Source organism: Serratia sp. root2 (assembly GCF_031931805.1).
Taxonomy (GTDB): Bacteria; Pseudomonadota; Gammaproteobacteria; order Enterobacterales; family Enterobacteriaceae; genus Serratia; species Serratia inhibens.
Genome location: NZ_JAUJXB010000001.1, coordinates 2,920,105 through 2,943,398 on the forward strand (window position 1 = coordinate 2,920,105; position 23,294 = coordinate 2,943,398).

The window sequence follows — 23,294 nt, forward strand, 5'->3', positions numbered from 1 at the left end:
TTGCTAACTCAGGGCTTCTTAATGTTGGCGGAACGGACGGGGCTCGAACCCGCGACCCCCTGCGTGACAGGCAGGTATTCTAACCAACTGAACTACCGCTCCGCGCCGTTCAACTCTTGCGAGAGGAACGAGGCGCATATTACGGTTGAGTTTCTATTGCGTCAATGCCTTTTCTTACGAAATTAACCGTTTGCGCAGTTTTTCAGCTAAGGCGCTTAAAAGACGCGTTTTCATGCCGGGAACGCCGTTATTCCGCTTCCGCTCGCCACAGGCAACTGCCACCCTTTTTCGCCACCAAATCCAGCCGTGCCTCATGGGCCACCACTTCTGCATCACTGGCATAGACCACTTTCATCGCCGTCGCCGGACGGACGATGCGCTGTATATCCTGCGTCGAGTCGTTATGTTGCGTGTCGCCTTCCATCTGAAACGCCATCGACGTCTGGCCGCCGGTCATTGCCAGATAAACTTCCGCCAGGATCTCGGCATCGAGCAATGCGCCGTGCAGCGTACGCTTGCTGTTGTCTATCTCATAACGGCCGCACAGGGCGTCGAGGTTGTTGCGCTTGCCCGGAAACAGGCGGCGCGCCATTAACAGGCTGTCGGTGATGGTGCAGAAGGTGTCGGTCTTCGGGAGCCCCTTTTGCAACATGCGGAATTCGTGATCCATAAAGCCGATGTCGAACGACGCATTATGAATGACTAATTCACCGCCGCGGATGAATTCGATGAACTCATCGGCAATTTGGTCGAACGTGGGTTTATCCGCCAGAAACTCATCGCTGATACCGTGAACCCCGTAGGCCTCCGGATCTACCAGCCGGTCCGGTTTGACGTAAACGTGGTAGTGGCGACCGGTCAGGCGGCGGTTAATCACTTCCACTGCACCAATTTCAATGATGCGGTGGCCTTCGTAATGCACCCCGAGTTTGTTCATACCGGTGGTTTCGGTATCGAGGACAATCTGTCTGGTGGTTGTAGAGATCATATTGCAGTGCTCACAGCGCTCGTTTATGTCAGACTTGGCTTTTATAAAACTGATAGGAAGAGTCTACCAGAGATGCTCAAACAGGTAGAAATTTTCACCGACGGCTCCTGCCTTGGCAACCCGGGCCCCGGTGGCTATGGCGCAATACTGCGCTATAAACAAGTTGAGAAAACCTTCAGTGCGGGCTACCGCCTGACGACCAACAATCGCATGGAGCTGATGGCGGCGATTGTCGCACTCGAAGCCCTGACCACCCCCTGCGAAGTGACGCTGAGCACCGACAGCCAATATGTGCGTCAGGGCATCACCAGTTGGATCCATAACTGGAAAAAGCGTGGCTGGAAAACCGCCGATAAAAAACCGGTCAAAAATGTCGATCTTTGGCAGCGGTTGGACCTGGCTATTCAGACCCACACCATCAAGTGGGAGTGGGTCAAAGGCCACGCCGGCCACCCGGAGAACGAACGCTGCGACGTGCTGGCACGCGATGCGGCGGGCAACCCCACCCAGGATGACGTGGGTTACAAACCGGAAAGTTAAGGCAGCTTGCGGTAACTCTTGGTCGCGCCGACGGCGCGGCTGAGAGCCGGTTTTCTGGCCCCGACCTTCATCGGCGTTGGGGTCAGCGGCAAGGTGCGTTTACGCGCGACGATCACGCTCATGCACCCCAGCGCCGGCAAATGCGTACTTAAAAACGTCCCGCCTTTGCGCTGCCACGGCAGAACATGAAAACGCGCCTGATGCAGCACTTCATAATTCAACAGGCTGAGCCAGTCCAACAGACGCATTTGGGTAAACATGCGGCTGACATAAGGTTGACGATGGCGTAATCCGGGCACCAGCTTGCCCAATCCCAACAGGCTGAACGGGTTGAAGCTGCTGATCACCAGCCAGCCGTCATCAATCAACACGCGATCGACTTCGCGCAGCATACGGTGCGGATCGTCGGCATAAGACAGCGTATGCGCCAGCAGGCAGGCATCCACCGATTTGGCGGCGAAAGGCAATTGGTAGGCATCCGCCAGCACCTGCAGGTTTTCACCTTTCAGGCTCACATTCACCTGATGCGAAATGGCGCACTTGTCGGTCGCCAGGCTGGCGCTGAGGTTACCGAGTTTCAGCAGGTGAAAACCGAACAGCTTCGACCACCAGGGTTGCAACTGGCGCTCGAGCGCCTCACGATAGTATTCCCCCCACGGCATCTCTGCCCAAGACTGTGGGCCGGCGAGCTTTTCTAAAGTATGGGCTGGTTTCATGATTTATTATCTTCTTTCAAGCCGTTGCCAACATGAGGTCCAACATGAATCTTATCAGCATTCCCGCCTTCCAGGACAATTACATTTGGTTATTGGATAACCAACAAGGGCATTGCGTCCTGGTCGATCCCGGCGAAGCGCAGCCGGCGCTTGACGCGTTGGAGCGCCTGAATCTGACGCCTGATGCCATTCTGCTGACCCACCATCATCACGATCACGTTGGCGGCGTAGCGCAAATTGCGGCACGCTATCCTGGGTTGAAGGTCTATGGCCCGCAGGAAACGGCCGACAAAGGAACAAATCACATCGTTCATGACGGTGAAACGATCGAAATCAACGGCCGCCAATACGCCGTTATCGCGGTTCCCGGACATACGCTGGGCCATGTGGCATTCTATAGCGCACCTTATCTGTTCTGCGGAGACACGATTTTTTCTGCCGGCTGCGGCAGGCTGTTTGAAGGGTCGGCCGAGCAAATGTACAACGCATTTCAACAACTCGCGCAACTTCCCGATAACACCTTAATTTGCTGCGCGCATGAATATACTCTTTCAAATCTTAAGTTTGCGCGGGCTATTTTGCCGGAAGATCGAGAGATTGAAACATATCAACAACAAGTCGAAGCGTTAAGGGCAAAAGGTTACCCCAGCATCCCTACAAAACTACAAACAGAGCGTAAAATTAACCTATTTTTACGATGCCATGACACTGATTTACAAAAGAAATTAGGCTTTCATACGCCACCAGACCACCTTCATTCGGTTTTTTCCGAATTACGCCTGCGGAAAGATAACTTCTGAGCTTTTAGTTGTGTTATTTGACGAAGCAAAGTATGATTGCTCGTCTTTTAAGCAACTATATTGACACACACATGAAGGCTAAAGCGATATTTCTCGCCTCAGTCTTGCTAGTGGGGTGCCAGTCATCCAGGCAGGATGCACCGGCCCCAGAACAGCATGCACAGAGTTTGTCTTCGGCAGGTCAAGAAGGTGAAGCAGGAGAGTACACAGCGAATGGTCGAGCGAGCTCGGCGCGGTGGCTAGATAACAATAGTGGTGCCGCGCAACAGAACCTGTGGAACTTCATTAGCGACGAGCTGAAGATGGAGGTTCCGGAAAATTCCCGGATCCGTGATCAAAAAAGAAAGTACCTAAAAAGTAAGAGCTATCTCCACGATGTAACATTACGGGCAGAGCCGTACATGTACTGGATAGTCGGGCAGATTAAGAAACGTAATATGCCGATGGAACTGGTACTGCTACCCATAGTGGAGAGCGCTTTTGACCCACACGCCACGTCAAGTGCCAACGCCGCAGGGCTATGGCAAATCGTGCCGCAAACGGGTCGCAATTATGGTTTGAAAAACAACCAGTGGTATGACGGGCGACGCGATGTCGTGGCCTCGACGACTGCTGCGCTTGATATGATGCAGTACTTGAACCGCATGTTTAACGGCGACTGGTTATTGACCGTTGCCGCTTATAACAGTGGTGAAGGCCGGGTCATGCAAGCAGTTAAGGCAAATAAACGCCAGGGTAAGCCAACCAATTTCTGGGCATTGTCGCTTCCGCGTGAAACGTCAATCTATGTCCCGAAAATGCTGGCGCTGAGCGACATCATTAAAAACAGCAAGAAGTACGGCGTCAGTCTGCCCAAGACTGATAATACCCGTGCACTGGCTCGTATTGATGTCGGGCAGCAAATACAGTTAACTCAGGCGGCTGAGATGGCTGGGCTTTCGCTTACCAAGATGAAAGCTTATAACCCGGGCTACAAAAAAGGCGTTACGGCACCCAACGGGCCCCATTACATTATGGTTCCCAAAGGCAATGCCGATCAGCTGAAAGACTCGTTGGCCGATGGCCAAATCGCGGTAACTCAGCCAACTACACAGTTGGCGAAGAACAGCGGCTTGTCTGGTGGCAGCTCGTATAAAGTGCGCTCCGGCGACACGGTATCGGGCATTGCCAAGCGGTTGAATGTTAAAACCAGCGATTTGCAGAGTTGGAACAACTTACGTGCCAAGAGCGCTTTAAAAGTTGGGCAAACCCTGCAAGTGGCCAGCAACACTGACAGTAACGGCAGTATCACCTATCAGGTTCGTAAAGGTGATTCGCTTGCCAGTATTGCACGTCGTCATCGCGTCGATATTACCGACGTGATGCGTTGGAATTCAACGCTCGGCAAAGGCAGCAGCCTGCAACCCGGTTTGAAACTGACCTTGTTTGTAAGCAACAAAATGTCGCCGGATACCTAAATTTTCGGCACAAAAAAAGCACCCTCCGGGGTGCTTTTTTATTGTCTGAATCCTGTGCGCTCATTACCAATGCGGCTTGTCTGCCTCGGGATGAAACTCCACCAGCAGAGGATTATGATCCGACGCGCTGGTCACCAGTACAGAGGCCTCCGCGACCCCCATATTGCGATAGAACACAAAGTCCAATGGGCGTCCAAAGGCTTTACGGCGGTGATCATCGGTGAAATTCACCTCACGCAGCGCCATATCGCTGGCGAACTGATACAGCGCATTGATTCGTTTGCGGCTCCAGGCATTAAAATCCCCGGCCATGATCACCGGCCCATGGTGATTGGCAATTTGCTCACCGATCGGCCCCAGTTGCTTACTGTATACGTCCACGCCCAGGCTAAAATTCACCGCATGGATGTTTACTACCATCAGCAGTTGGCCGTTAAACAGCGGGTAGACGGTGATCAAAGCCGACTTGGCTAACCGCAGCAGCGGTTCGCGCTCACGCAACGGGCAGCAGTAAACCGGGTGCGCCGCCGCCAACGTCATCACGCCTGACGGATGTTGAGGCAGCGCAAATGCCGGCACCTGATCGGCCGCCAGGTAGTTGGCAGTGGCGAAGCTCACCAGTTCAGGCGTGGTTTGCGCTTCTTGCAGCAGCACCAGCTGTGCATCCTTGCCATAGTTTTTCAGCACCGAGAGCCAGTCTGCCCGTTGCTGTTTGAAGATATTCCACACCATGACTCGCAACGCGCCCGCCGTGGGCAATGCGGCCCCGGGCGGCAGCGGCTGATTAATGGCGCCAGGGAAAATTCGCTCAACTGGCTGGCCTGCAACATACCTCATTGCATAAGTTCGTTTCGGCACGCTATTCGCCTATTTCCCATGAGGATGAAACTGACGGTGACATTCCCGCCAACAATGAATCGATTATACGCCTGCCCTCACCTGACGGCATGGCTTTTACGGGGTATATCCTTTTCAGTTATAGGGGCGAGAAACAAGGAGTTCAATGTTCTGACAGTATATGTATGTAAAGGTTAGCGGCGATGAGTGATAAATGCGAAAAGGCCCGCAAAATGAAATGCGGGCCTGAAAAGCGGGAGTGCCTGGGTATCAGGCTGGCTGCTGCTGGTACTTCTTATCCAGACGCCCACTGAGGCCAACCAGCAACAGGGCCACCAGCACGATCAGTGCGCCAATCCACGGAGTTTGCGCCAAACCCAGGGTAGCTACGGTCTGGCCGCCAATCACCGACCCCAGCGCAATACCCACGTTAAATGCCGCAATATTCAGGCCGGAAGCCACATCCACCGCGTTCGGCGTGTACTGCTCGGCTTTTTGCACCACATACACCTGCAAACCAGGAACGTTACCAAAGGCAAACACCCCCATGACGATCACCGTTATCAACGCGGCAATGCTGTGGCCGGCAGTGAACTGGAATACCAGCAGCAGAGCGGCCAATGCGGCAAAGATAAAGCTCAGCGCACGCACGGCGCCATGACGATCCGCCAGTTTCCCTCCCCAGATGTTACCAATCGCCACCGCAATGCCATAGGCCAGCAGGATCCAGCTTACCGCCGGGGCGGAGAAACCCGCCAGTTCCTGCATCATTGGCGCCAGGAAGGTAAAAGTGGTGAATACGCCGCCGTAACCGAGGGCAGTGATGGCGTAAATAAGCAACAAGCGCGGATGGGTCAGCACTTTAAGCTGCTCGCCGATACTGGCGCTGGCCTGATTCTTGATATTGTTCGGTACCAGAATGATGCTGGCCACGGTGGCAATAGCGCCAATCAGTGATACCGCCAGGAAGGTTTCGCGCCAGCCGAAGTGCTGACCGATAAAGGTCCCCAACGGCACCCCGGTCACCAGCGCCACGGTCAGGCCGCCGAACATGATGGCGATCGCCGAGGCTGCCTTCTCTTTCGCCACCAGGCCGGTCGCGATAGTAGATCCGATTGAGAAGAATACACCGTGCGCCAGGCCGGTCAGCAGGCGGGCAACCACCAGCGACTCATAGCCTGGTGCCTGCCAGGCCAGCAGGTTGCCGAGAGTGAACAGCACCATGAGGCCGATCAGCAGCAGCTTGCGCGGCACGCGGCCGGTTAAGGCTGTCAGCACCGGTGCGCCGATCGCCACGCCGATAGCATAAATGGTTACCAGCAGCCCTGCAGAGGGCACTGTCACGCCAAGTTGCTCTGCGATGGTCGGGATCAAACCGACTATCACAAACTCCGTGGTGCCGATAGCAAAGGCACTGATGGTCAATGCAAGTAATGCGAGAGGCATGTTTATTTACTCCAAATAGCGTTCAGGTTGATGACGGCTATTATCTGCTCATGCTTAAATGATAAAAATGCTCAAAATTTCAAATTAATTTTGCCAATGGAGCAACAATGAAGGCCAATTCTGATGAGCTGATCACTTTTGTCACCGTGGTGGAAAGCGGCAGTTTCAGCCGGGCGGCCGAGCGGTTGGAACAGGCCAACTCGGTAGTCAGCCGCACGGTCAAGAAACTGGAATCCAAGCTGGGTGTGACACTGCTAAATCGCACTACGCGGCAAATCAGCCTGACGCAGGAAGGGGAAAACTATTTCCGTCAGGTGCAGAAGGTACTGAGCGATATGGCGGCGGCAGAAAATGCGCTGATGGAAAGCCGCCAGCGCCCGCAGGGGCTGCTGCGTATCGATGCCGCTACGCCGGTGGTGCTGCACGTATTGACGCCGCTGGTAGGGGAGTTCAGGGCTCGTTACCCGGAGATGTCGCTTTCCCTGGTGTCGTCAGAGAACTTTATCAACCTGATTGAACGTAAGGTAGATATCGCCATCCGCGTGGGTGAACTGAGCGACTCCAGCCTGAAGGCGCGTAAGCTGATGACCAGCTATCGGCGCGTGCTGGCCTCCCCCGCCTATCTGGCGCAGTACGGCACGCCGCAGACGGTAGAGGCACTGGAACAGCATTGCTGTATCGGTTTTAACGATCTGCCCAGCCTGAACCGCTGGCCGCTGGCCTGTGCCGACGGCCGTCAACTGGACATCACGCCAGGGTTGACCACCAACAGCGGCGAAACCCAGCGTCACCTGTGCCTGCACGGTAACGGCATTGCCTGCCTGTCGGATTTTATGATCGATGCAGATATCGAACGCGGCAATCTGGTGCCGATTCTGGTGAAAGAGACCCTGCCGGTAGCGATGCCGGTCAATGCGGTGTATTACAGCGACAGTGCGGTCAGCAATCGCCTGCGCAGCTTTATCGACTTTGTCAGCGAACGCCTGGCGCAATAAAAAAGGCGCCCCCTTGGGCGCCCTGATGCAAATGTTCCGGAACATTAATCCCAGTTCGGCGCCAGGCCTTCCGGGCTAACCAAACGGCCATTGCTTTCCAGCGTGGCGATCTCTGCCATCTCTTCTGCAGTCAGCGTCAATTGCTGCGCCAGCAGATTGCTCGCCAGATTTTCACGCCGGGTGGAAGAAGGGATCACCGCGTAACCCAGTTGCAGCGCCCAGGCCAGGATAACCTGCGCCGGGGTCGCGTTGCGCCGTGCCGCGATAGCCTTGATGGTTTCATCCTGCAGCGCTTTGCCATAGGCCAGCGTCATGTAGGAAGTGATGGCAATGCCGTGCTGCTGAGCAAACTCAACCACCTGACGGTTCTGCAGATACGGGGACAGCTCAATTTGGTTAGTCGCGATCTGCTCTGCGCCCACGGCATCGATCGCCTGCTGCATCAGGTCCAGGGTGAAGTTGGACACCCCGATTTGGCGCGTCAGCCCCAGTTTTTTGGCTTCCAGCAGCTCAGCCATAAACTCGGCCACCGGGACTTCGTCATTGGGTGACGGCCAGTGGATCAGCGTCAAATCAACGTAGGCCGTTTGCAGTTTGCTCAGGCTCTCTTGCAGGCTCGGGATCAACTTGCCCTTCGCCAGATTGGCGATCCAAATCTTGGTGGTGATGAACAACTCGTCACGCGGTATGCCGCTGGCGGCAATTGCCTGGCCCACCGCAGCTTCGTTTTCGTAGATCTGCGCAGTATCAATCACGCGATACCCCAATTCCAGCGCAGTGCTGACCGAGTCGATCACGACCTGATCCTGAAGACGGAACGTGCCTAAACCAAATGCAGGGATGCTCATAATTTTATTCTCTCATTAGGATGTTGATACGATATGGGAGGATTATGGCAACTGTTTTGTTGATCAAAAACGCCCTATTACGCATAAGACTTTTGATTAAACGGCAATAATAACCGGAGCGAACGCCCCGGTTTGAAGGAATTACGCCCAGCGGCGCAGGATCAACGAGGTGTTAATGCCACCGAACGCGAAGTTGTTCGATTGCACAAACTCGGTATCAATTTGCCGATATTCGCCCATGATGTAATCCAGATCGCCGCAGGCAGTGTCCGGCTCGCTGAGGTTGATGGTCGGCGCAAATCGGCCTTCACGCATCATCTCCAGCGTCATCCAGGCTTCCAGCGCACCGCAGGCACCCAACGTATGGCCAAAATAGCTTTTCAGCGAGGAAATGGGCGTGCGGTTGCCAAAAATCGCCGCCGTTGCCTGGCTTTCCGCAATATCGCCACGATCGGTCGCCGTACCGTGAGCGCTGATGTAGCCGATATCGCCGCTCGCCAGCCCGGAAGCCTTCAGCGCCTGCTGCATGCAAATCTGCATGGTTTCCTGCTGCGGCTGGGTAATATGCGCCGCATCGCAGTTGGTCGCAAAACTGATAATCTCGCCGTAAATCGTGGCGCCGCGCGCCTGCGCATGCTCCAGCGACTCAAGGATCAAGGTTCCCGCCCCTTCGCCAATCACCAGGCCGTCGCGCTGACGATCAAACGGGCGTGGCGACAGATCCGGGCGATCGTTTTGCTGGCTGGTGGCAAACAGCGTATCGAACACCGCCGCCTCCGAAGGACACAGTTCCTCGGCTCCGCCCGCCACCATCACCGTCTGATAACCGTGGCGGATGCTCTCGTAAGCGTAGCCAATCGCCTGGCTGCCTGAGGTACAGGCGCTGGAGGTCGGGATAACCCGCCCCCTCAGGCCGAAAAACAGGCCGGTATTCACCGCTGCGGTGTGCGGCATCATCTGCACATAGGTGGTGCCGGTGATATTGTTGGTGTGTTTTTCCGTCAGCATGGTAGCGAACTCGCTGACCGGTTTGGTGCTGCCGGTAGATGAGCCGTAGGCGATACCCGTCTCGCCGTTGGTCAACACCGCCTCACCCAGCAACCCGGCCTGCTCAAGCGCCAGTTCGGTCGCACGGGTAGCCAGCAGTGAAACACGCCCCATCGAACGGATGCGCTTGCGCGTATAATGCTCCGGCAGCACGAAATCATCGATCGGCGCGCCAAGGTGGGTGTTCAACCCCTGATATTCTTCCCATGGCGCCATATAGCGCACTGCATTCTTCCCCTGCTTCAGGCGGTCGGACACGTCCGCCCAGTTATTGCCGAAAGCGGTAACACCCGCCATGCCGGTCACAACCACTCGCTGTGTCATACCATTCCTCCGTTAATGGAAATGACTTGCCGCGTTACATAGCCGGCAATATCTGACATCAAATAGCTGGCCAACCCGGCCACCTCTTCCGCCGAGCCCATGCGTTTGAGCGGGATCGCGCGCATCGCTTCAATCAGCGCCGCCGGCTCCATGTCAATCATGCCGGTGTCAATCAGGCCCGGGGCGATGCAGTTAACGGTTATTTTGCGTTTCGCCAACTCGATCGCCAGTGCCTTGCAGGCACCGATGACGCCGGCCTTGGCCGCGCTGTAGTTGACCTGTCCACGGTTACCCATTACGCCGGAAACCGACGACAGCGCAATGATTCGCCCGCCTTTGCGCAGGCCAATCATAGGCATGACGCAGGGATGAAGCACATTGTAGAAGCTGTCGAGGTTGGTGTGGATCACCCCGTCCCAGTCCTCTTCGCTCAGTGCCGGGAAAGCGCCATCGCGGGTAATACCCGCATTGTTCACCACGCCATAATAGGCGCCGTGAACCTCAATATCCTGCTCAAGCTGCTCGCGGCACTGAGTGCGGTTGCTGATATCAAACTGAATCAAACGCCCTTGCCCGCCGGCGGCGACAATTTGTTGCAGCGTGTATTCTGCCCCGGTTTTATCGCGGTGGTAGTGAACGACGATCAAAAAGCCATCCGCAGCCAGGCGGCAGGCAATGGCCTGACCGATCCCTTTACTGGCGCCGGTGACTAAAACGGAACGCATCATGCGTTTCCCCCTAAGGTAATCAATTGGATTATTTCTTGTTGATCAGGCTGATAAGTGTTCAGCCTGCCCTGTGCGACCCGCACATTATCGATACTGATTTCACATTCGAAGCTGGCCAGTTTTTCGTCTTTCAGCAGTTGCTGCACACTAACCCGCAGTTCGCTGCCGGCAGGAAATACCGGCTGTTCGCAGTGGATGGCGCGCCCACCGAGCAGCATGCCAAGCCGCGGCTGTTGGGCTGCCTGCCTGCCATGCCAGCCGCTCCAGACGCCGATAGCCTGCGCCATCAGCTCAATGCCGTACCAGCCCGGCAACGCGCCCTGCGCGTCAAGAAATGGCGCCAATATACCGACAGGGCTGACCGTCACCGCGCACTGAGCGTGCTCCTCGCCCACCTCAAGCACCCGTTCCAGCAGCACCATCGGCGATGCATGGGGCAAATAGTATTCCGCAGTGTGATAACGGCTCATGGCACATCCCCCAACAGCAGGCAGGCATTATTGCCGCCGAACGCAAATGAATTGGACAGGATAGCGCGCTGACGCAACGGTTGCTGCCGGCAAACCAGACCGAGCGGTGCCAGCTCACCATCGCAGGGCGCAGCGCTGAAATCCTGCTGCGGCAATGGCAATGGCTGGGTCAATAACAACCAGCTCAGCGCCGCTTCTACTGCACCGGCAGCACCCAGCGTGTGGCCGGTGAGGTGCTTGGTGGAGCTGCACGGCGTCTGCGCGCCAAACAGGCGATTCACCACCTGAGCTTCTACCCGATCGTTAAGCCGCGTCGCGGTGCCGTGAAGATTGATATAACCGATCTGTTCGGCGCTCAAACCCGCCTGCCGCAGTGCCATCTCGATAGCCCGTTCTGCACCGGCACCTTCTGGATGCGGTGCCGACATATGCCAGGCATCGGAAGACTCCCCTACGCCCAGCAACGCTACGGGTGCCGGCTCACGCGTCAACAGCATCAGCGCAGCGGCCTCGCCAATATTGATGCCGCTACGCCCGACGGCGAACGGCGTGCAACGCTCCGCCGACAGCGATTCCAGGCTGTTGAAGCCGTTGATCGGCATTTGGCACAGGCTATCGGCACCGCCCACAATCGCCGCGTCCACCAGCCCGGCGTCAATCAGGCGTTTACCGCTGATGATGGCACGCGCACTGGAGGAACAGGCGGTAGACAGGGTATAGGCCGGGCCACGGGTAGCGAGAAAAGCGCTGAGGAACTGGCCTGGATCGCCCAGTTCCTGTTGTTGATAATCATAGCCCTGCGGCCACTGCCCCGCCTGATGCTGTTGCAACGCCAGCTCACCTTCACGAATGCCGGAAGTGCTGGTGCCCATAATCACCGCAACGCGATCGGCGCCGTAGCGGGCGATGGCCTCGCGCACCGGCACCTCGATTTGCGCCAATGCGGCCAACAGCAGACGGTTGTTGCGAGAGTTATGGCGTTTGAGTGGCTCAGGAACGGCAGGCAGCTCGCCCTGTACGTTACCGAACCAGGATGGCGCACCGCCGAGCAGCCACTGCGTCTGCCTCTGCATGCCAGGCGACACGCCGCGAGCCAAATTTTCCGCGATCTGCGGCAGACTGTCGCCCAGCGCGTTCACCATACCTACGGCAGAGAAATAGATCATTATTCGCTCCCCAGATTCTGAATGGTGATGCGGTAATGGAAAGCGGATTGGGTTATCGACAGCGGATTGCGTTGGCCATTGGCTTGCTGATAACGGATTTCACTGATCGTCGCGCCGCGATCGTCATACAGACGGCGCACCTCCGGCCGATCCTCCAACCGCCACCCTGCCGGCAGCAAGGGCTGCCAGTCGGCCGCTGGCCAATAGCTCAGCATGATATCGGCCAGCACCTGGCTGGCTGGCGGCAGTTCACCCACTTTGATCAACTGCTCGGTGTGGATCCCCTGACGATCGTAGGTCAGGTTGAACAAGCGGATGCCCAGCGGCGACATACCCACCAGTTGCAGGCGTCGGCCGTCGGCATTGAGCAGCACCAGCATCGAATGCCGTTGTCCCTTCACTTCGGCGGTCAACAACTGCTGTTGGCTAATCGGTTGCTCCAACGCAGGCGACGGCAATGTCACCCGAGTCCCGGGTTTCAACCACGCCTGCGGCAAGGTAGGATCCTGCGAGCCGGCACAGCCGGCCAGCAGGGTTGCCAGCATTAACAGCATCATTCGTAAGCCGCGCATCAGGCTTTTCCTCTTTTTCTTTTCGTTGCCAACGTCAGCGGTGCCAACAGAAATGCCACGGCGATACCGCTGCTTAATACAATGCCAAAACTGCTGATGGCCTGAGTATGGCTCAGCACGAGCATGCCAAAGGTCAACTGGGTGGTGAAGACCGCCATAAAGATGGCGAACATCGAGGTGGTTGGCGTGCCCCGGGGATTGGTGAAGAACAGCGTATAGTTAATGCCGATCCCCAAGACCAGTATCAGCGCCAACAACGAAAACAGATTCAGCGTATGCCCGCTTAGCGCCAGCACGGCAATGCCGCAGCCCAGCGACAGCAACGTCGGCACCATGCAGCGCAGGCCGTGCCCCAACCCAAAACGCCACAGGTAGATCAGCGCGATCGCCGCCACCGACAGCGCCAACAGATACGACAGATACAACCGGTACTGGCCAAACAGTTCGCTGAATTCTGTTTTCCGGTCGATCCAACCGGCGCCCGGCACCTGCCCAGCCAACGCCTGCATCGCCGCGCTGTTTTGCACGCCGTTGACCGGTATCAGCGCCGCACTGCGGCCATCAGGCAACGTCAGCCACAGTAGCCGCCAGCCCTCGCTGACCACGCTGCCCAGCCACTGTTGCGGCGTCACCCAGTCAGCGGTCAAGTCCGGCGCATTCAGCGTCAGCTCCGCTTGCTGCAACTGCGCCATCACCTGTGGCGCCAGGCGTTGCAACAGGGCGGCGTTTTCCTGCTGGCGCTGATGCGAAGGCAGCGGCAGCAGGCGATAATCCGCCAGCACGCCTTGCCGTTTGGCCTGTGCCAGCTTGGGTTGCAATAACTCCAGCCGCTGCAGCAATTGTTCGCCATTGGCACCGTACACCACCAACCATTTCTGATCGTTATGCTGGCCGGTCAAAGCGGCGATACGCTGTTCCTGCTGTTGCAGCTCCGTCGGCAACGCCTGCAGTTGACCGATGTCGTCATCCACTTTCAGTTGACTGAAGCCGGCAATAATCACCAGCAACGCCGCACCGGGCAGCCCATAGCGCAGCAAAGGCCGATGGCGCCAGGCGTGTAGCCAACGCAGAATCAGCGCCAGCCCCGGTGCCGAACGCACCGGCAGACGACGCGACAGCTGCGGATACCAGGAAATCACGGTAATGCAGGCGGCGCTCAGCCCGGCGGCGGCAAATACCGCCAACTGCTGCAAGCCCGGGAACGGCGCAATCAACAGCGCCAGATAGGCGACAACCGTGGTCAGCAGCGCCATCGACAGTGCCGGCAGCAGTTTTTGCAAACTGGCCAGCGGCGTCGATTGTTGCCCATGCACCATACGTTCGGTCAGGAAATAGAGTGCATAATCCGCCGAAATACCGACGATGCTGATGCTCAGCACCAGCGTCATCACATGAATTTCACCAAAAGCCAGCAGCGTGGCGACGGTGCCCGCCAAGGCGCCGATACCCACCGACAGCGCACACAGCAACAGCGGCAATGGTGAGCGGAACATCAACAACACCAGTAGGAAGACTCCCGCCACCGAGGCCAGACCAATAGTCGAAATATCCCGCTCGGCCTGCTGGCTGGCGTAGTTGCTGTAATAGAGCGTGCCGCGGTTCAACACCTCTGCGCCCGGCCAACGTTGTTGCAGTTGTTGCTGTAGCGCCGTCAGTTTATCTACCGTGCTTCGTGCGCTGCCTATGTCATAAGAGGAAGCGCTAAGCTCGGCGTGCAGCAGATACCAGTTGCGCCCCTGCGGGTCACGCGCCACCAGCCAGCCGTTGGACAGGCTCAGTGAACCGCCGCTACGCTGCTGCGCCAGTTGTGAGCCGCGCACCAACATCAGCGGATCGTTGGCCAGTTCCTTGCCGCTGACGCCGGCAAAGGCCGAGTAAAGCTGGCCGAGGATCCACTGGCTCTGCGCATCCGGTCCCCGCATCAGCCGTTGTCGGGTGGCATCGTCCAGCAACACGTTGCGATGCTGATAAAAAAACCGCCCCCACTGCTGCTGGCGTTGCGCGTCCATCGGGCCACCAACCTGCTGCAATTCCGGCATCTGCCGCAATTGCTGCCACCACCAGCTCACTGCGGCGCTGTCCGCACCTGGTGGTGGGCTCACCAGCCACATCAATTGGCGATCGAGCCGGTGGCTGAAGCCGTCGGTCAGTTCATCCGGCACGCCCACCAGTTGCTGCTTCGGCAATAACGCCAGCACACTGCTGTTGATCTGGCTGCGGGGCAGCAACCAGCACAGCGCCGCGAGCAATATCAGACAAATCGCCAACCAGCCAAAGGCCAGCCGCCGATGCTGCTCAGGACGCAAAGCGCTGTTGCTCATCAACGGTCAATGCCTGCGGTGTCGTACGTTGATTAAAGAAGCGGATGTGCGTGGCATCGCCTTGCATATCGTCGATATCAATGGTTTCCAGGAATTGCTCTCCGTTGAGCGTAATGCGTTTGAACAAACGATCGAGCGGCGTGGTTTTTGGCGTCAGTACCAGCCGCCATTTGTTGTGCCCGAGATCGCTGAACTGCAAGGCAAAGTTTTGCTCAAGCGCCTGGCTATCGGCATGGAACAACGCGGTCAGCAGGTGGTTAAACTGGAACATCTGCGGGTTGTTATCCGCAGTCACCACCTGCGGGGGCTGGCCTGCCAAGGTTTGCACCATGCGTTTATCATCCAGCAGCAAGGTCAGCGGGAAAGGTTTTTGCTGCGCCCACCACAGCCCTTTTTGCTGAGAAATCAGCAATTCACCGCTCGATTTCAGCGGTTTCTCCATGCCGCTGATACTGCGCTGTTGCTCGAACTCGGCACGCAATATCGGCTGTTGGCTGAAGCGCTGCTGCAACTCCGCCAGCGTGACCGCCTGGGCGCTCAGGCTGAACAGGGCAACGACCATCAATAACCAACCTTTCATTGCTTACTCCCGATGTTATCCAACAGTATTTGCGGCGAAACAAAGCACATCTCTTCGCTTTCAGCATCCACCGCCACCTGGATAGTGTGCCCACGGGTGGTGGTTTTGCCGCTTTGCGCATCGAGGATGCGGTAACCAATGCGCAGGCGGTTCTCATACTCCTCCAGTTCAGCGCAGACGATGATCCGTTGCTCAAACAGCACCGGCGCAATGTATTTCACCCGCGTATCCACGATCGGCCAAACATAACCCGAAGCCTGCATCTGGCGATAACCGTAATTGAACTGCTTCAGCAGGGCTTCGCGCGCGATCTCAAAATAGCGAAAGTAGTTACCGTGCCACACCACGCCCATGGCGTCGGTATCATGGAACGGGATAGTCATCTCAATCCGGGTGGAAAAACGCGGATCCTCTGTTAGCTTCATGTCTCAGGCTCCTGTTGCGCCGGCGGGTGTGTCGCCAACTGCCAGAAATCGAAAAAATTGAACCAGTCGAGCGGTGCCAGCAGGCAATAGTGCTCGAGGCGCGCGGCATAATTATCTACCGCCTGCTGCAATGCCTGTCGGCGCTGAGCGCGGGGTAATAACAGCGGATCGGCAAAAGGTTCGAAATAAACGTTCAGCCGCCCCTGTTGCTTGAGGCCGAACATCAGAAATACCGGGCAGCGCAGCGCGGCGGCCAAGACGAACGGCCCCTGAGGAAAAGGTGCCGGCTTGCCGAGGAAATGGCTCCATACCACGCGCGGCTGTTCGCCACGCTGATGCTTTCCGGCAGAGGTGCGATCGCCGACAATCGCCACCCATTCACCGGCGTTTAGCTTGTCTTGCAGGTGCATGGCCGTTTCCGGCCCCAGCGAAGTGACCTGAATCAGATTCAGATTGGCGCGCGGGTTCACCTCTTTCATCACCTTGTTGAAGCGCTCGGCATGTTCGGTAAACACCAAAGCATTGACCTTAACGCCAGAATCCAACTCACCCAGCGCACGACACGATTCAATATCCCCCAGGTGTGAAGCCAGGATCAGCGTGCCTTTGCCGGAAGCGATCTGCCGTTCGCAGCCGGCGCGATCCACCAACCGAATGTCATGCAATTCCCCACGCCAGCTTGCCAGCTTATCGAGCATCGCATCGCCGAAGCGCATAAAGTGACGGAAGCTGTTAAGCGGTGCGGGCAAGGTTTGTTGTCTGCCCTGTGCAAATTCCCGCAGGCGCTGCAGATAGTCGCGTGATGCCTTGCGCGGGGCGCGGCCGGTCAGCCAGAAATAGCCAATCACCGGGTACAGCAGCAGTTGAAATGCACGGCGGCCAAATAGCCGGTAAACCTGCAGCATTAGCCGGATGCCCCACAGGCCATGGCGTTCTTCGGTTGCCGACCAGTGCAATGAATTAACCGGCTTGCGGCGCAGCAGACGTGGAATACGCGGCAGCATGCCGAAAAACAGCCGGGTGTGCATCCAGGAAATACGCAAGTTGTCGCGCAACGCGTCAAAATGGGAAACGCCGTCGGCCGGATAGGTGACGCACGTCGGCAGAAAGCGGCTCGGCACGCCTTGCCAGTACAGCCTGACCATCACCTCGGTATCGAAATCCATGCGCTTGCCAAGCGGATGACTCGCCACCAGCGCCAACGTCGGTTCCACCGGGTAGACACGAAAACCGCACATGCTGTCTTTAAGCGACAACGACAGGGTTTCTATCCACACCCAAACATGAGTGACATAGCGGCCATACAGCCGTGACTTCGGCACTGAGCTGTCGTAAACCGGTTGACCGGAAATCAAACAATCGGGGTAAGCGCGCGCTTCGGCGATCATGTCCGGAATATCGCTCAGTTGATGCTGGCCGTCGGCATCCACCTGCAAAGCATGACTGTAGCCCTGGCTGTGCGCCAATTGCAGCCCGGCGATCACCGCCGCACCTTTGCCCTGATTTTGCTCCAGTCGCAGCAGTTGAACCCAAGGTAACCCGGCAGCCAACCGTTGCAATTCATCGGCGGTGCCGGCAGCGCTGCCATCATCCACCACCAGGCACGGCAGGCCATAACCGGCCAGCGAGGCCAGCACATCGGCCATCATCTGCCCATGATTGAAACAAGGGATAACAATGCAGGGGGAGAACGACATGGTCACTGGCATAACGAAATCTTACCGCTGCTGGCGGTCGCCTCGCCGAGGCGATAGCTGAACAACAACTTGTGGCGCGCCGGTTGCCATTCAAGCAGCAGCAATACGGTCTGCTCCGGTAACAAGGGTTGTTGAAACTTGACGACCTCGATGCCTTTGAACGCCGTCTTGATGCCCAGTAGCTGATGCGCATACTGCATCACCCAGTTTACTTGGGTCACACCGGGCAGGATCGGCTGCTCAGGAAAATGGCCGCGAAACCAAAACAGCCCGGCCGGCAGACGCAACAGCAGGCTGGCGTGGGTCGTATCGCTCACCTGCTGTTGCAGTACCTCAGGTTGCATCATAAAAACAGCTCCTGTAGTTCGGCATAGGCGCGTTTGCCTTGTGGATTAAGCGGGATGGCATCAATAATGCGCCAACTGCGCGGCAACGCCACCGGCTCCAACCAGCTACGCAGCGCCTGGCGGAGTTCTCGGGTGAATGCCCCTTCTGACATGCTTTGTCGGCGAGTTTCACCGTGCGGGGAAAGCACTATCGCCGCAGCCAGTAAGGTACGCCCTCTCTGCTGGAGTGGCAGCACGGCTGCATCGGCGATCTCCGGCAAGGCTTTCAGGCGTCGCTCAATTTCCGTCAGTGACAGACGTTTCTCTTCTACCTTGATAATCCGATCGGCACGGCCATTCAGCTGAAATAACCGGCCATTCGGCACGAGCTGAATAATATCGCTCAGCGCCGCTTCACCGCTATCAGGTATCAGCGGTGAAGCGGCGCTGACACTATTATCCGAATTAACCCTTAGCTCAATGGAAGCAAACAGCTGCCATAACGCAGCCTCCTCGGTTTGCTTACGCCATGCCAGCATGCCGGTTTCGGTGGTGCCGTAAATCTCCAGCGGTAACGCCTTCAGCATTTGCCGGGCAAGCTGCGCTTCGGCAAAGGCTAACGGACCACCGGCGGAAAACACCTGGACACAGTCTGAAAGCGCCAACCGGTTATCCAAACGTTTAAGCCACGCCGGACTGCTGACAAAAATCAAACGCCGTCCCTGATGTCTGGCAATCAGTTGCTCATGATATTCCGTCAGTTGCGCATCAAAAGGCAGGCCGAGCGCCAGAGGCAAAAACAGACGGAAGCTCAGGCCATACATATGCTGATGAGAGACCGATGCCGCCACGCTGCAGCCCTGAAAGACGTCGCCCCATTCGGCTGCCAACAACTCGCTCTCGCGATCCATGCAGGCGACAGATTTGATGACCGCCTGCGGCTGGCCGGTCGAACCGGAGGTATAAAGAATAAATCGGGGATCCCGAGGCCAGGTGGGCAGAGGGGTATCCACAATAGATCCCTCTGCCACGCTCAGAACCGGCGTACCGGGATCGAGGGGGAAATCAGTCAACAAAGCGTCGTAATCCGCCCGCTGCTCTTTGAGGATAGCTTCACGTTGGTGCCCGAAGATCACCGGCAACCTGGCGGCATAAAGCGATGCCAGCCAGGCAACGGCAAAACGATAACTATCATCAAAACACAGCGCCCAGCGTCGTTCTTCCCTGACGGCCAACCTTGCGGCCAGAGCGGCGACATCGCGACGGAATTGGCCAAGACGCATTGCCTGCGGGCCACGCCAGGCAATAAGCAGGGAATCGTCCCGCTCGGCACTAAGCCACTGGCGCATCGGCAAACTCAGGCGCGCCTGATCCTTTTCCTGACTATCCATTCAATACCCATTAATGCCCCCATCAGCAGATAACTGATGCCGCCGTTATACAGCGTCCAGAGCGCTATATCGCCTGACAGGCAGGTTGCCAGCGCTATTGCGCCATTAACAATAAAGAACACGCACCAGACCTGGGTCACCCGTCGGGTATAAGCCACGCCGGCAGCATCCAATTGCGGTTCGGTAATTCGAGCCAGCCGCTCAACCACCGTAGGGGGAGCAAACAGGGAGTAGGCAAACAGCAAGAGCAGTAAAACGTTGACCAACACCGGATAATACAGCAGCCAGTGAGTCTGCTTCAGCCCCCAGCTGGTGAGCGCAAGCAGGATGCCAACCCCGGCTAACGCCTTGCCCAGCCACATCTGTTGACGCAGTTTTCCGCGCAACATCAGCAGGCGCAAGGTAAAGACCGTCACCAGCAACGGCGCCAGGATTGTGATTCCCCAACGCGTCAGGCCAACCCAAACCGCCAGCGGGTATAACAGCAGTACCAGCCATGTCACGGCCTGAAGCAACCGCAACACCGGATTCAACCAACGGGAGGGCGTCACCTTAGCGCCGTGGTCTTAGCTGTCTGATTTCAGCAGTTCATCGATAGCGTCAACCACGTCCTGCACGGTGCGTACCGACTTGAACATTTCCGGCTTAATCTTCTTGCCGGTCGTTTTCTGCAGATGCACCACCAGATCTACCGCATCAATACTATCCAGTTCCAGCTCTTCGTAAAGGCGGGACTCCGGCTTGATATCATCAGCATCCAGTTCAAACAGCTTGACCAACAGCGCCTGAATTTGCAGGTAAATATCTTGTTTATCCATGAAAACCTCTTATTTGCTACGCAGTGCAGAAACAAACTTCGCCAGCGTTTCCACGGAATAAAAATGTTGGCGCATGTCTTCGCTTTCAGCTGACAGCACCACGCCATAACGGTTCTTCAATGCCAGACCCAATTCCAACGCATCAATCGAGTCCAGGCCCAGCCCATCACCAAAAAGCGGTGCTTCGGCGTCAATCTCCTCCGGCGTCATACCTTCAAGATTGAGCGTATCAATGATCAATTGCTTGATTTCGGTGCTCAATAAATTCATTCCACTATTTCTCATTATTTATAGAATCTGACTGTAACGCGTCAGTTAAATGCTGGGTTAATCTTCTTGCCGCAAGGGCCGGAGAAACGTCATCCACACGAATAAAGTTGCGGGTTTCGATCTTATCCTGAACGGTGATATGGAACTGAGGTTTTATCGGCGGAATGTTATACCATTTCCCCTGCTTCGTCAGCATGGGCGGGCGACAGTGAATTTGCACCACCCGAATATCGCACTGGCTGCGCAGTGCAATATTGGCCGCCCCGCGCTGCAATGCGAGCGCCTTGCCTGGCGTAGTGCGAGTCCCCTCAGGAAAAATAAGAATAGTACCGCCGCTAACCAAGCGTTGCCGGCATTGTTCCAGCAAACGATCCGACTCCGCATTGGCCAGGTAGCCCGCCGCCTTTATCACGCCACTGACAAACACATTATTCAGCAAGGCCTCTTTAACGATACAATCGCAGCGCGGCATGCGCGAAGCCAGCAGCACATAATCCAGCAGGCTGGGATGGTTGGCGATCACCAGACAACCGCGATCCTCTTTGAGGCGCTCGGCACCGTCGAAACGATAATCCAGTACGCCAAAAAACCGGGTAGTCGCCAGAAAAAAGCGAAAGCTGTTCCGGATCGAATTCTGCGTCAGCCGACTGCGGCGCACAGGATCGCGCACCGCCAGGCGCATCAGGTTAAACCAGATGCCGGATAGCAACAGTCCGCCGAGACCAAAAAGCGAAAAACATAAACCGGTGGCGATAACCCGCCAACAACGGTTCAACCATGAGGATGGCTTGGCGGTTTGTTCAGCAAGCATAACCCTGACCATCAGCGCACCCACATCCAGCCATGCTGCTGGCCCGGCACCGTGAATTCGTTATCAGGGCCAAGCCAGCCACGCAAAAACGACAGGCTCTGCGGTTCCTTACGAAGATCCGGCCCAGGCGCTACCGCACGGCAATTCAATGAACCAGCATTTTCAAGTAGCAGCGCGACGGCGTAGGGGAAGGGATTAGCCGGGATGAAGGGTTGGTAAACCTCCGGCACAATACCGTCAAAATCAACTAATAGCACCCGCTCGGCACTGCCGGTGGCCAACACTGCCTGGGCTTCAATCATTCCCTGTTGAAAGCTGTCTTCACCGGCCGCCAGTGAGGTGGTGGGTAAAGTATTATTCGCCACAATGGTCAACCACCCCGCTGCGGTGTTGTGCACCGACATGGCGAAATCTGTGGGTGACAATGGCTGTTCCTGATGCAGATGCCGCAGAATTTTTTGCGTACGCTCCAGCTCACCGTGACGGCTGGTAAAGATAGCCATATCCGCCTGATGGTCGCTTAACAAGATTAGACCGCTCTCTACGGCCAACCGCGTTCCAATACTCATCCGGCGTAGCGACATCATGGGGATATGAGAACAGTCGGGTAATGCCCCCTGATATTCAGCAGCCAGATGCTTATCTGTAGCCCACTGGCGCCATGCTTCACGCGTTCCACGATCGGGAGCCATTGCCCACCAACTGAGTATATTCATGCCGCCCGCCATTAGTGCTATTACAGGTCAGAAAAATTCCGTGCGTAAATTTATTATATTTGACCACAGAATGCATGCGCAAAATTCCTATTTTCGCTCGGAATATTCGATTAAATCATTAGGCTTAGTTACAGACATAACGTGGAGAGACTTGAGCTGTGTGAAAATTATCGCGATGAAAAGCATGAATATTTGTCGAGAAAGGTTCTTGGGAGTATCTTAATGAAGGAGGGGCCGTACATAACACCATGCGTATGGCTAATATATTTCTTATCTACTATCACTCAGGGAAAAGAGTATGAAACCGTTAAAACTCATTTTAACTGGCGTATTCGTCGCCGTTCTGGTTAGCGGCTGTGCAGGTACCGCTCCAGTGCAAAACATCAACCAAACTGTTGCTGGCAACCACAGCGAAGTTCAGGTACGTCAGGCTATTCTCTATGCCGGGCTTAACCGTGGCTGGATCATGAACCCGACCAGTGAAGGCATGATCGATGGCAAAATATTGCTGCGCGGTCACAGTGCCGACATCCACATTACTTACAATGCAAATAGTTACCAGATTAAGTATGTTGGCAGCAGCAATATGGATGCCAAAGAGGGTAAAATTCATTCAAACTATAATCGCTGGATAGCTAATTTGAATAAGGATATTCAGTTAGAATTAGCGCGTCAGAATATTAAATAATACTCGGCAAGTACATAACCCGGCAAAAATAATGATGCCGGGTATATTATTCTTTATATTGGCATTAAATTCAGACAATTATTTATAATATAGTCGTCTTTCACCGCAGTAAATCACACGGCGATATGCTCAGCCATAGCAAATTTTCAATATGAAAAAGCCCTGAGTCAGAAACTCAGGGCTTATCAATAAGTGGCGGAACGGACGGGGCTCGAACCCGCGACCCCCTGCGTGACAGGCAGGTATTCTAACCAACTGAACTACCGCTCCACCGATTCTTTTACGTTGCATCTTTCGATGCAGGCAAAACCGCGCTT

At 56.1% G+C, this 23,294-nt stretch carries 26 protein-coding genes and 2 tRNA genes; 5 read left to right on the forward strand and 23 right to left on the reverse strand.

All coding sequences use genetic code 11. From position 1 onward, the window contains the following. Positions 1-25 precede the first annotated feature (25 nt). Together QZQ97_RS13570 and dnaQ are read right to left on the reverse strand one after the other, a co-directional pair. Positions 26-102 (reverse strand) — tRNA-Asp (locus QZQ97_RS13570). A 145-nt stretch (positions 103-247) separates the two neighbouring features. Continuing rightward, positions 248-988 carry a DNA polymerase III subunit epsilon gene (dnaQ, locus tag QZQ97_RS13575; protein WP_006322410.1) on the reverse strand — a complete coding sequence of 247 codons (741 nt, stop codon included), beginning with the start codon at positions 986-988 and terminating at the stop codon, positions 248-250. A gap of 72 nt (positions 989-1,060) precedes the next feature. Between dnaQ and rnhA the strand changes: the two genes are divergently transcribed. Beyond that, a complete protein-coding gene (rnhA, locus tag QZQ97_RS13580; protein WP_013811596.1) occupies positions 1,061-1,528 on the forward strand; it encodes a ribonuclease HI in 468 nt (155 codons plus the stop codon). Here the strand turns inward: rnhA and QZQ97_RS13585 are convergent. After that, on the reverse strand, positions 1,525-2,244 hold the full coding sequence (locus QZQ97_RS13585) for a class I SAM-dependent methyltransferase (protein WP_006323760.1): 720 nt from the start codon (positions 2,242-2,244) through the stop codon (positions 1,525-1,527). The two genes, rnhA and QZQ97_RS13585, sit on opposite strands and share 4 nt — an antisense overlap. Before the next feature lie 44 nt (positions 2,245-2,288). Here QZQ97_RS13585 and gloB point away from each other — a divergent pair, with 44 nt between their 5' ends. Continuing rightward, a complete protein-coding gene (gloB, locus tag QZQ97_RS13590) occupies positions 2,289-3,044 on the forward strand; it encodes a hydroxyacylglutathione hydrolase (RefSeq protein WP_311993828.1) in 756 nt (251 codons plus the stop codon). A gap of 71 nt (positions 3,045-3,115) precedes the next feature. Then, positions 3,116-4,501, forward strand: a complete 1,386-nt coding sequence (gene mltD / locus QZQ97_RS13595; RefSeq protein ID WP_311993935.1) for a murein transglycosylase D — start codon at positions 3,116-3,118, stop codon at positions 4,499-4,501. A gap of 63 nt (positions 4,502-4,564) precedes the next feature. Here mltD and QZQ97_RS13600 read toward each other — a convergent pair whose 3' ends face one another. Both QZQ97_RS13600 and QZQ97_RS13605 read right to left on the reverse strand, forming a co-directional pair. Continuing rightward, positions 4,565-5,359 carry an endonuclease/exonuclease/phosphatase family protein gene (locus QZQ97_RS13600; RefSeq protein ID WP_013811593.1) on the reverse strand — a complete coding sequence of 265 codons (795 nt, stop codon included), beginning with the start codon at positions 5,357-5,359 and terminating at the stop codon, positions 4,565-4,567. 249 nt (positions 5,360-5,608) lie between these two features. After that, a complete protein-coding gene (locus QZQ97_RS13605; protein ID WP_311993829.1) occupies positions 5,609-6,784 on the reverse strand; it encodes an MFS transporter in 1,176 nt (391 codons plus the stop codon). A 107-nt stretch (positions 6,785-6,891) separates the two neighbouring features. On the opposite strand from QZQ97_RS13605, the gene yafC reads away from it, so the two are divergent. Next, the gene (gene yafC / locus QZQ97_RS13610) at positions 6,892-7,779 is read left to right on the forward strand and encodes a DNA-binding transcriptional regulator YafC (RefSeq protein ID WP_311993830.1); all 888 of its coding nucleotides are present in this window, start codon (positions 6,892-6,894) and stop codon (positions 7,777-7,779) included. A gap of 44 nt (positions 7,780-7,823) precedes the next feature. On the opposite strand, the gene dkgB is transcribed toward yafC, so the two are convergent. From dkgB to QZQ97_RS13695, 17 genes are all read right to left on the reverse strand, one after another. After that, entirely contained in the window at positions 7,824-8,627 is an 804-nt protein-coding gene (dkgB, locus tag QZQ97_RS13615; protein WP_311993831.1) for a 2,5-didehydrogluconate reductase DkgB, read from the reverse strand. 141 nt (positions 8,628-8,768) lie between these two features. Further along, a complete protein-coding gene (locus tag QZQ97_RS13620; RefSeq protein ID WP_311993832.1) occupies positions 8,769-9,998 on the reverse strand; it encodes a beta-ketoacyl-ACP synthase in 1,230 nt (409 codons plus the stop codon). Continuing rightward, positions 9,995-10,726 carry a 3-ketoacyl-ACP reductase FabG2 gene (locus QZQ97_RS13625; RefSeq protein ID WP_311993833.1) on the reverse strand — a complete coding sequence of 244 codons (732 nt, stop codon included), beginning with the start codon at positions 10,724-10,726 and terminating at the stop codon, positions 9,995-9,997. The genes QZQ97_RS13620 and QZQ97_RS13625 overlap by 4 nt, the downstream gene beginning before the upstream one ends. Further along, positions 10,723-11,196 (reverse strand): hotdog family protein, encoded by a 474-nt coding sequence (locus QZQ97_RS13630; RefSeq protein WP_311993834.1) that lies wholly within the window; start codon positions 11,194-11,196, stop codon positions 10,723-10,725. The genes QZQ97_RS13625 and QZQ97_RS13630 overlap by 4 nt, the downstream gene beginning before the upstream one ends. Further along, positions 11,193-12,362 carry a beta-ketoacyl-[acyl-carrier-protein] synthase family protein gene (locus QZQ97_RS13635; RefSeq protein WP_311993835.1) on the reverse strand — a complete coding sequence of 390 codons (1,170 nt, stop codon included), beginning with the start codon at positions 12,360-12,362 and terminating at the stop codon, positions 11,193-11,195. Before QZQ97_RS13635 ends, QZQ97_RS13630 begins: the two co-directional genes overlap by 4 nt. Beyond that, entirely contained in the window at positions 12,362-12,934 is a 573-nt protein-coding gene (locus QZQ97_RS13640; protein WP_311993836.1) for a DUF3261 domain-containing protein, read from the reverse strand. The genes QZQ97_RS13635 and QZQ97_RS13640 overlap by 1 nt, the downstream gene beginning before the upstream one ends. Then, positions 12,934-15,255, reverse strand: a complete 2,322-nt coding sequence (locus QZQ97_RS13645; protein ID WP_311993837.1) for an MMPL family transporter — start codon at positions 15,253-15,255, stop codon at positions 12,934-12,936. The genes QZQ97_RS13640 and QZQ97_RS13645 overlap by 1 nt, the downstream gene beginning before the upstream one ends. Next, positions 15,230-15,835, reverse strand: a complete 606-nt coding sequence (locus QZQ97_RS13650; protein WP_311993838.1) for a LolA family protein — start codon at positions 15,833-15,835, stop codon at positions 15,230-15,232. Before QZQ97_RS13650 ends, QZQ97_RS13645 begins: the two co-directional genes overlap by 26 nt. Beyond that, positions 15,832-16,260: an acyl-CoA thioesterase gene (locus QZQ97_RS13655; RefSeq protein WP_311993839.1), complete on the reverse strand. Its 429-nt coding sequence runs from the start codon at positions 16,258-16,260 to the stop codon at positions 15,832-15,834. Before QZQ97_RS13655 ends, QZQ97_RS13650 begins: the two co-directional genes overlap by 4 nt. Beyond that, a complete protein-coding gene (locus tag QZQ97_RS13660; protein WP_311993840.1) occupies positions 16,257-17,969 on the reverse strand; it encodes a glycosyltransferase family 2 protein in 1,713 nt (570 codons plus the stop codon). Before QZQ97_RS13660 ends, QZQ97_RS13655 begins: the two co-directional genes overlap by 4 nt. Beyond that, a complete protein-coding gene (locus QZQ97_RS13665) occupies positions 17,960-18,304 on the reverse strand; it encodes an ApeI family dehydratase (RefSeq protein WP_311993841.1) in 345 nt (114 codons plus the stop codon). The genes QZQ97_RS13660 and QZQ97_RS13665 overlap by 10 nt, the downstream gene beginning before the upstream one ends. Then, the gene (locus QZQ97_RS13670; RefSeq protein ID WP_311993842.1) at positions 18,301-19,674 is read right to left on the reverse strand and encodes an AMP-binding protein; all 1,374 of its coding nucleotides are present in this window, start codon (positions 19,672-19,674) and stop codon (positions 18,301-18,303) included. The genes QZQ97_RS13665 and QZQ97_RS13670 overlap by 4 nt, the downstream gene beginning before the upstream one ends. Beyond that, positions 19,641-20,225, reverse strand: a complete 585-nt coding sequence (locus tag QZQ97_RS13675) for a hypothetical protein (protein ID WP_311993843.1) — start codon at positions 20,223-20,225, stop codon at positions 19,641-19,643. Before QZQ97_RS13675 ends, QZQ97_RS13670 begins: the two co-directional genes overlap by 34 nt. A 15-nt stretch (positions 20,226-20,240) precedes the next feature. After that, on the reverse strand, positions 20,241-20,492 hold the full coding sequence (locus QZQ97_RS13680) for an acyl carrier protein (RefSeq protein WP_006322431.1): 252 nt from the start codon (positions 20,490-20,492) through the stop codon (positions 20,241-20,243). A gap of 9 nt (positions 20,493-20,501) precedes the next feature. Next, positions 20,502-20,762 carry a phosphopantetheine-binding protein gene (locus QZQ97_RS13685; RefSeq protein ID WP_006322432.1) on the reverse strand — a complete coding sequence of 87 codons (261 nt, stop codon included), beginning with the start codon at positions 20,760-20,762 and terminating at the stop codon, positions 20,502-20,504. A gap of 4 nt (positions 20,763-20,766) precedes the next feature. Continuing rightward, positions 20,767-21,585, reverse strand: coding sequence for a lysophospholipid acyltransferase family protein (locus tag QZQ97_RS13690; RefSeq protein WP_442995181.1), 819 nt, complete (start codon positions 21,583-21,585; stop codon positions 20,767-20,769). After that, on the reverse strand, positions 21,585-22,301 hold the full coding sequence (locus QZQ97_RS13695) for a beta-ketoacyl synthase chain length factor (protein ID WP_311993845.1): 717 nt from the start codon (positions 22,299-22,301) through the stop codon (positions 21,585-21,587). The genes QZQ97_RS13690 and QZQ97_RS13695 overlap by 1 nt, the downstream gene beginning before the upstream one ends. Positions 22,302-22,587: 286 nt before the next feature. On the opposite strand from QZQ97_RS13695, the gene QZQ97_RS13700 reads away from it, so the two are divergent. Then, positions 22,588-22,977 carry a hypothetical protein gene (locus QZQ97_RS13700; protein WP_311993846.1) on the forward strand — a complete coding sequence of 130 codons (390 nt, stop codon included), beginning with the start codon at positions 22,588-22,590 and terminating at the stop codon, positions 22,975-22,977. 193 nt (positions 22,978-23,170) lie between these two features. Here the strand turns inward: QZQ97_RS13700 and QZQ97_RS13705 are convergent. Beyond that, positions 23,171-23,247, reverse strand: a tRNA-Asp gene (locus QZQ97_RS13705). Positions 23,248-23,294: the final 47 nt, after the last annotated feature.

Excerpts from the sequence above, each read along its gene's own strand:
- QZQ97_RS13670 (WP_311993842.1), bottom strand. The coding sequence starts at position 19,674 with ATGGATAGTCAGGAAAAGGATCAGGCGCGCCTGAGTTTGCCGATGCGC.
- dkgB (WP_311993831.1), bottom strand. The coding sequence starts at position 8,627 with ATGAGCATCCCTGCATTTGGTTTAGGCACGTTCCGTCTTCAGGATCAG.
- QZQ97_RS13650 (WP_311993838.1), bottom strand. The coding sequence starts at position 15,835 with ATGAAAGGTTGGTTATTGATGGTCGTTGCCCTGTTCAGCCTGAGCGCC.
- yafC (WP_311993830.1), top strand. The coding sequence starts at position 6,892 with ATGAAGGCCAATTCTGATGAGCTGATCACTTTTGTCACCGTGGTGGAA.
- QZQ97_RS13655 (WP_311993839.1), bottom strand. The coding sequence starts at position 16,260 with ATGAAGCTAACAGAGGATCCGCGTTTTTCCACCCGGATTGAGATGACT.
- QZQ97_RS13635 (WP_311993835.1), bottom strand. The coding sequence starts at position 12,362 with ATGATCTATTTCTCTGCCGTAGGTATGGTGAACGCGCTGGGCGACAGT.
- dnaQ (WP_006322410.1), bottom strand. The coding sequence starts at position 988 with ATGATCTCTACAACCACCAGACAGATTGTCCTCGATACCGAAACCACC.
- QZQ97_RS13660 (WP_311993840.1), bottom strand. The coding sequence starts at position 17,969 with ATGCCAGTGACCATGTCGTTCTCCCCCTGCATTGTTATCCCTTGTTTC.
- QZQ97_RS13640 (WP_311993836.1), bottom strand. The coding sequence starts at position 12,934 with ATGCGCGGCTTACGAATGATGCTGTTAATGCTGGCAACCCTGCTGGCC.
- QZQ97_RS13620 (WP_311993832.1), bottom strand. The coding sequence starts at position 9,998 with ATGACACAGCGAGTGGTTGTGACCGGCATGGCGGGTGTTACCGCTTTC.
- QZQ97_RS13630 (WP_311993834.1), bottom strand. The coding sequence starts at position 11,196 with ATGAGCCGTTATCACACTGCGGAATACTATTTGCCCCATGCATCGCCG.
- QZQ97_RS13680 (WP_006322431.1), bottom strand. The coding sequence starts at position 20,492 with ATGGATAAACAAGATATTTACCTGCAAATTCAGGCGCTGTTGGTCAAG.
- QZQ97_RS13665 (WP_311993841.1), bottom strand. The coding sequence starts at position 18,304 with ATGATGCAACCTGAGGTACTGCAACAGCAGGTGAGCGATACGACCCAC.
- QZQ97_RS13685 (WP_006322432.1), bottom strand. The coding sequence starts at position 20,762 with ATGAATTTATTGAGCACCGAAATCAAGCAATTGATCATTGATACGCTC.
- QZQ97_RS13695 (WP_311993845.1), bottom strand. The coding sequence starts at position 22,301 with ATGGCGGGCGGCATGAATATACTCAGTTGGTGGGCAATGGCTCCCGAT.
- QZQ97_RS13690 (WP_442995181.1), bottom strand. The coding sequence starts at position 21,585 with ATGGTCAGGGTTATGCTTGCTGAACAAACCGCCAAGCCATCCTCATGG.
- gloB (WP_311993828.1), top strand. The coding sequence starts at position 2,289 with ATGAATCTTATCAGCATTCCCGCCTTCCAGGACAATTACATTTGGTTA.
- QZQ97_RS13700 (WP_311993846.1), top strand. The coding sequence starts at position 22,588 with ATGAAACCGTTAAAACTCATTTTAACTGGCGTATTCGTCGCCGTTCTG.
- rnhA (WP_013811596.1), top strand. The coding sequence starts at position 1,061 with ATGCTCAAACAGGTAGAAATTTTCACCGACGGCTCCTGCCTTGGCAAC.
- QZQ97_RS13645 (WP_311993837.1), bottom strand. The coding sequence starts at position 15,255 with ATGAGCAACAGCGCTTTGCGTCCTGAGCAGCATCGGCGGCTGGCCTTT.
- mltD (WP_311993935.1), top strand. The coding sequence starts at position 3,116 with ATGAAGGCTAAAGCGATATTTCTCGCCTCAGTCTTGCTAGTGGGGTGC.
- QZQ97_RS13585 (WP_006323760.1), bottom strand. The coding sequence starts at position 2,244 with ATGAAACCAGCCCATACTTTAGAAAAGCTCGCCGGCCCACAGTCTTGG.
- QZQ97_RS13625 (WP_311993833.1), bottom strand. The coding sequence starts at position 10,726 with ATGATGCGTTCCGTTTTAGTCACCGGCGCCAGTAAAGGGATCGGTCAG.
- QZQ97_RS13605 (WP_311993829.1), bottom strand. The coding sequence starts at position 6,784 with ATGCCTCTCGCATTACTTGCATTGACCATCAGTGCCTTTGCTATCGGC.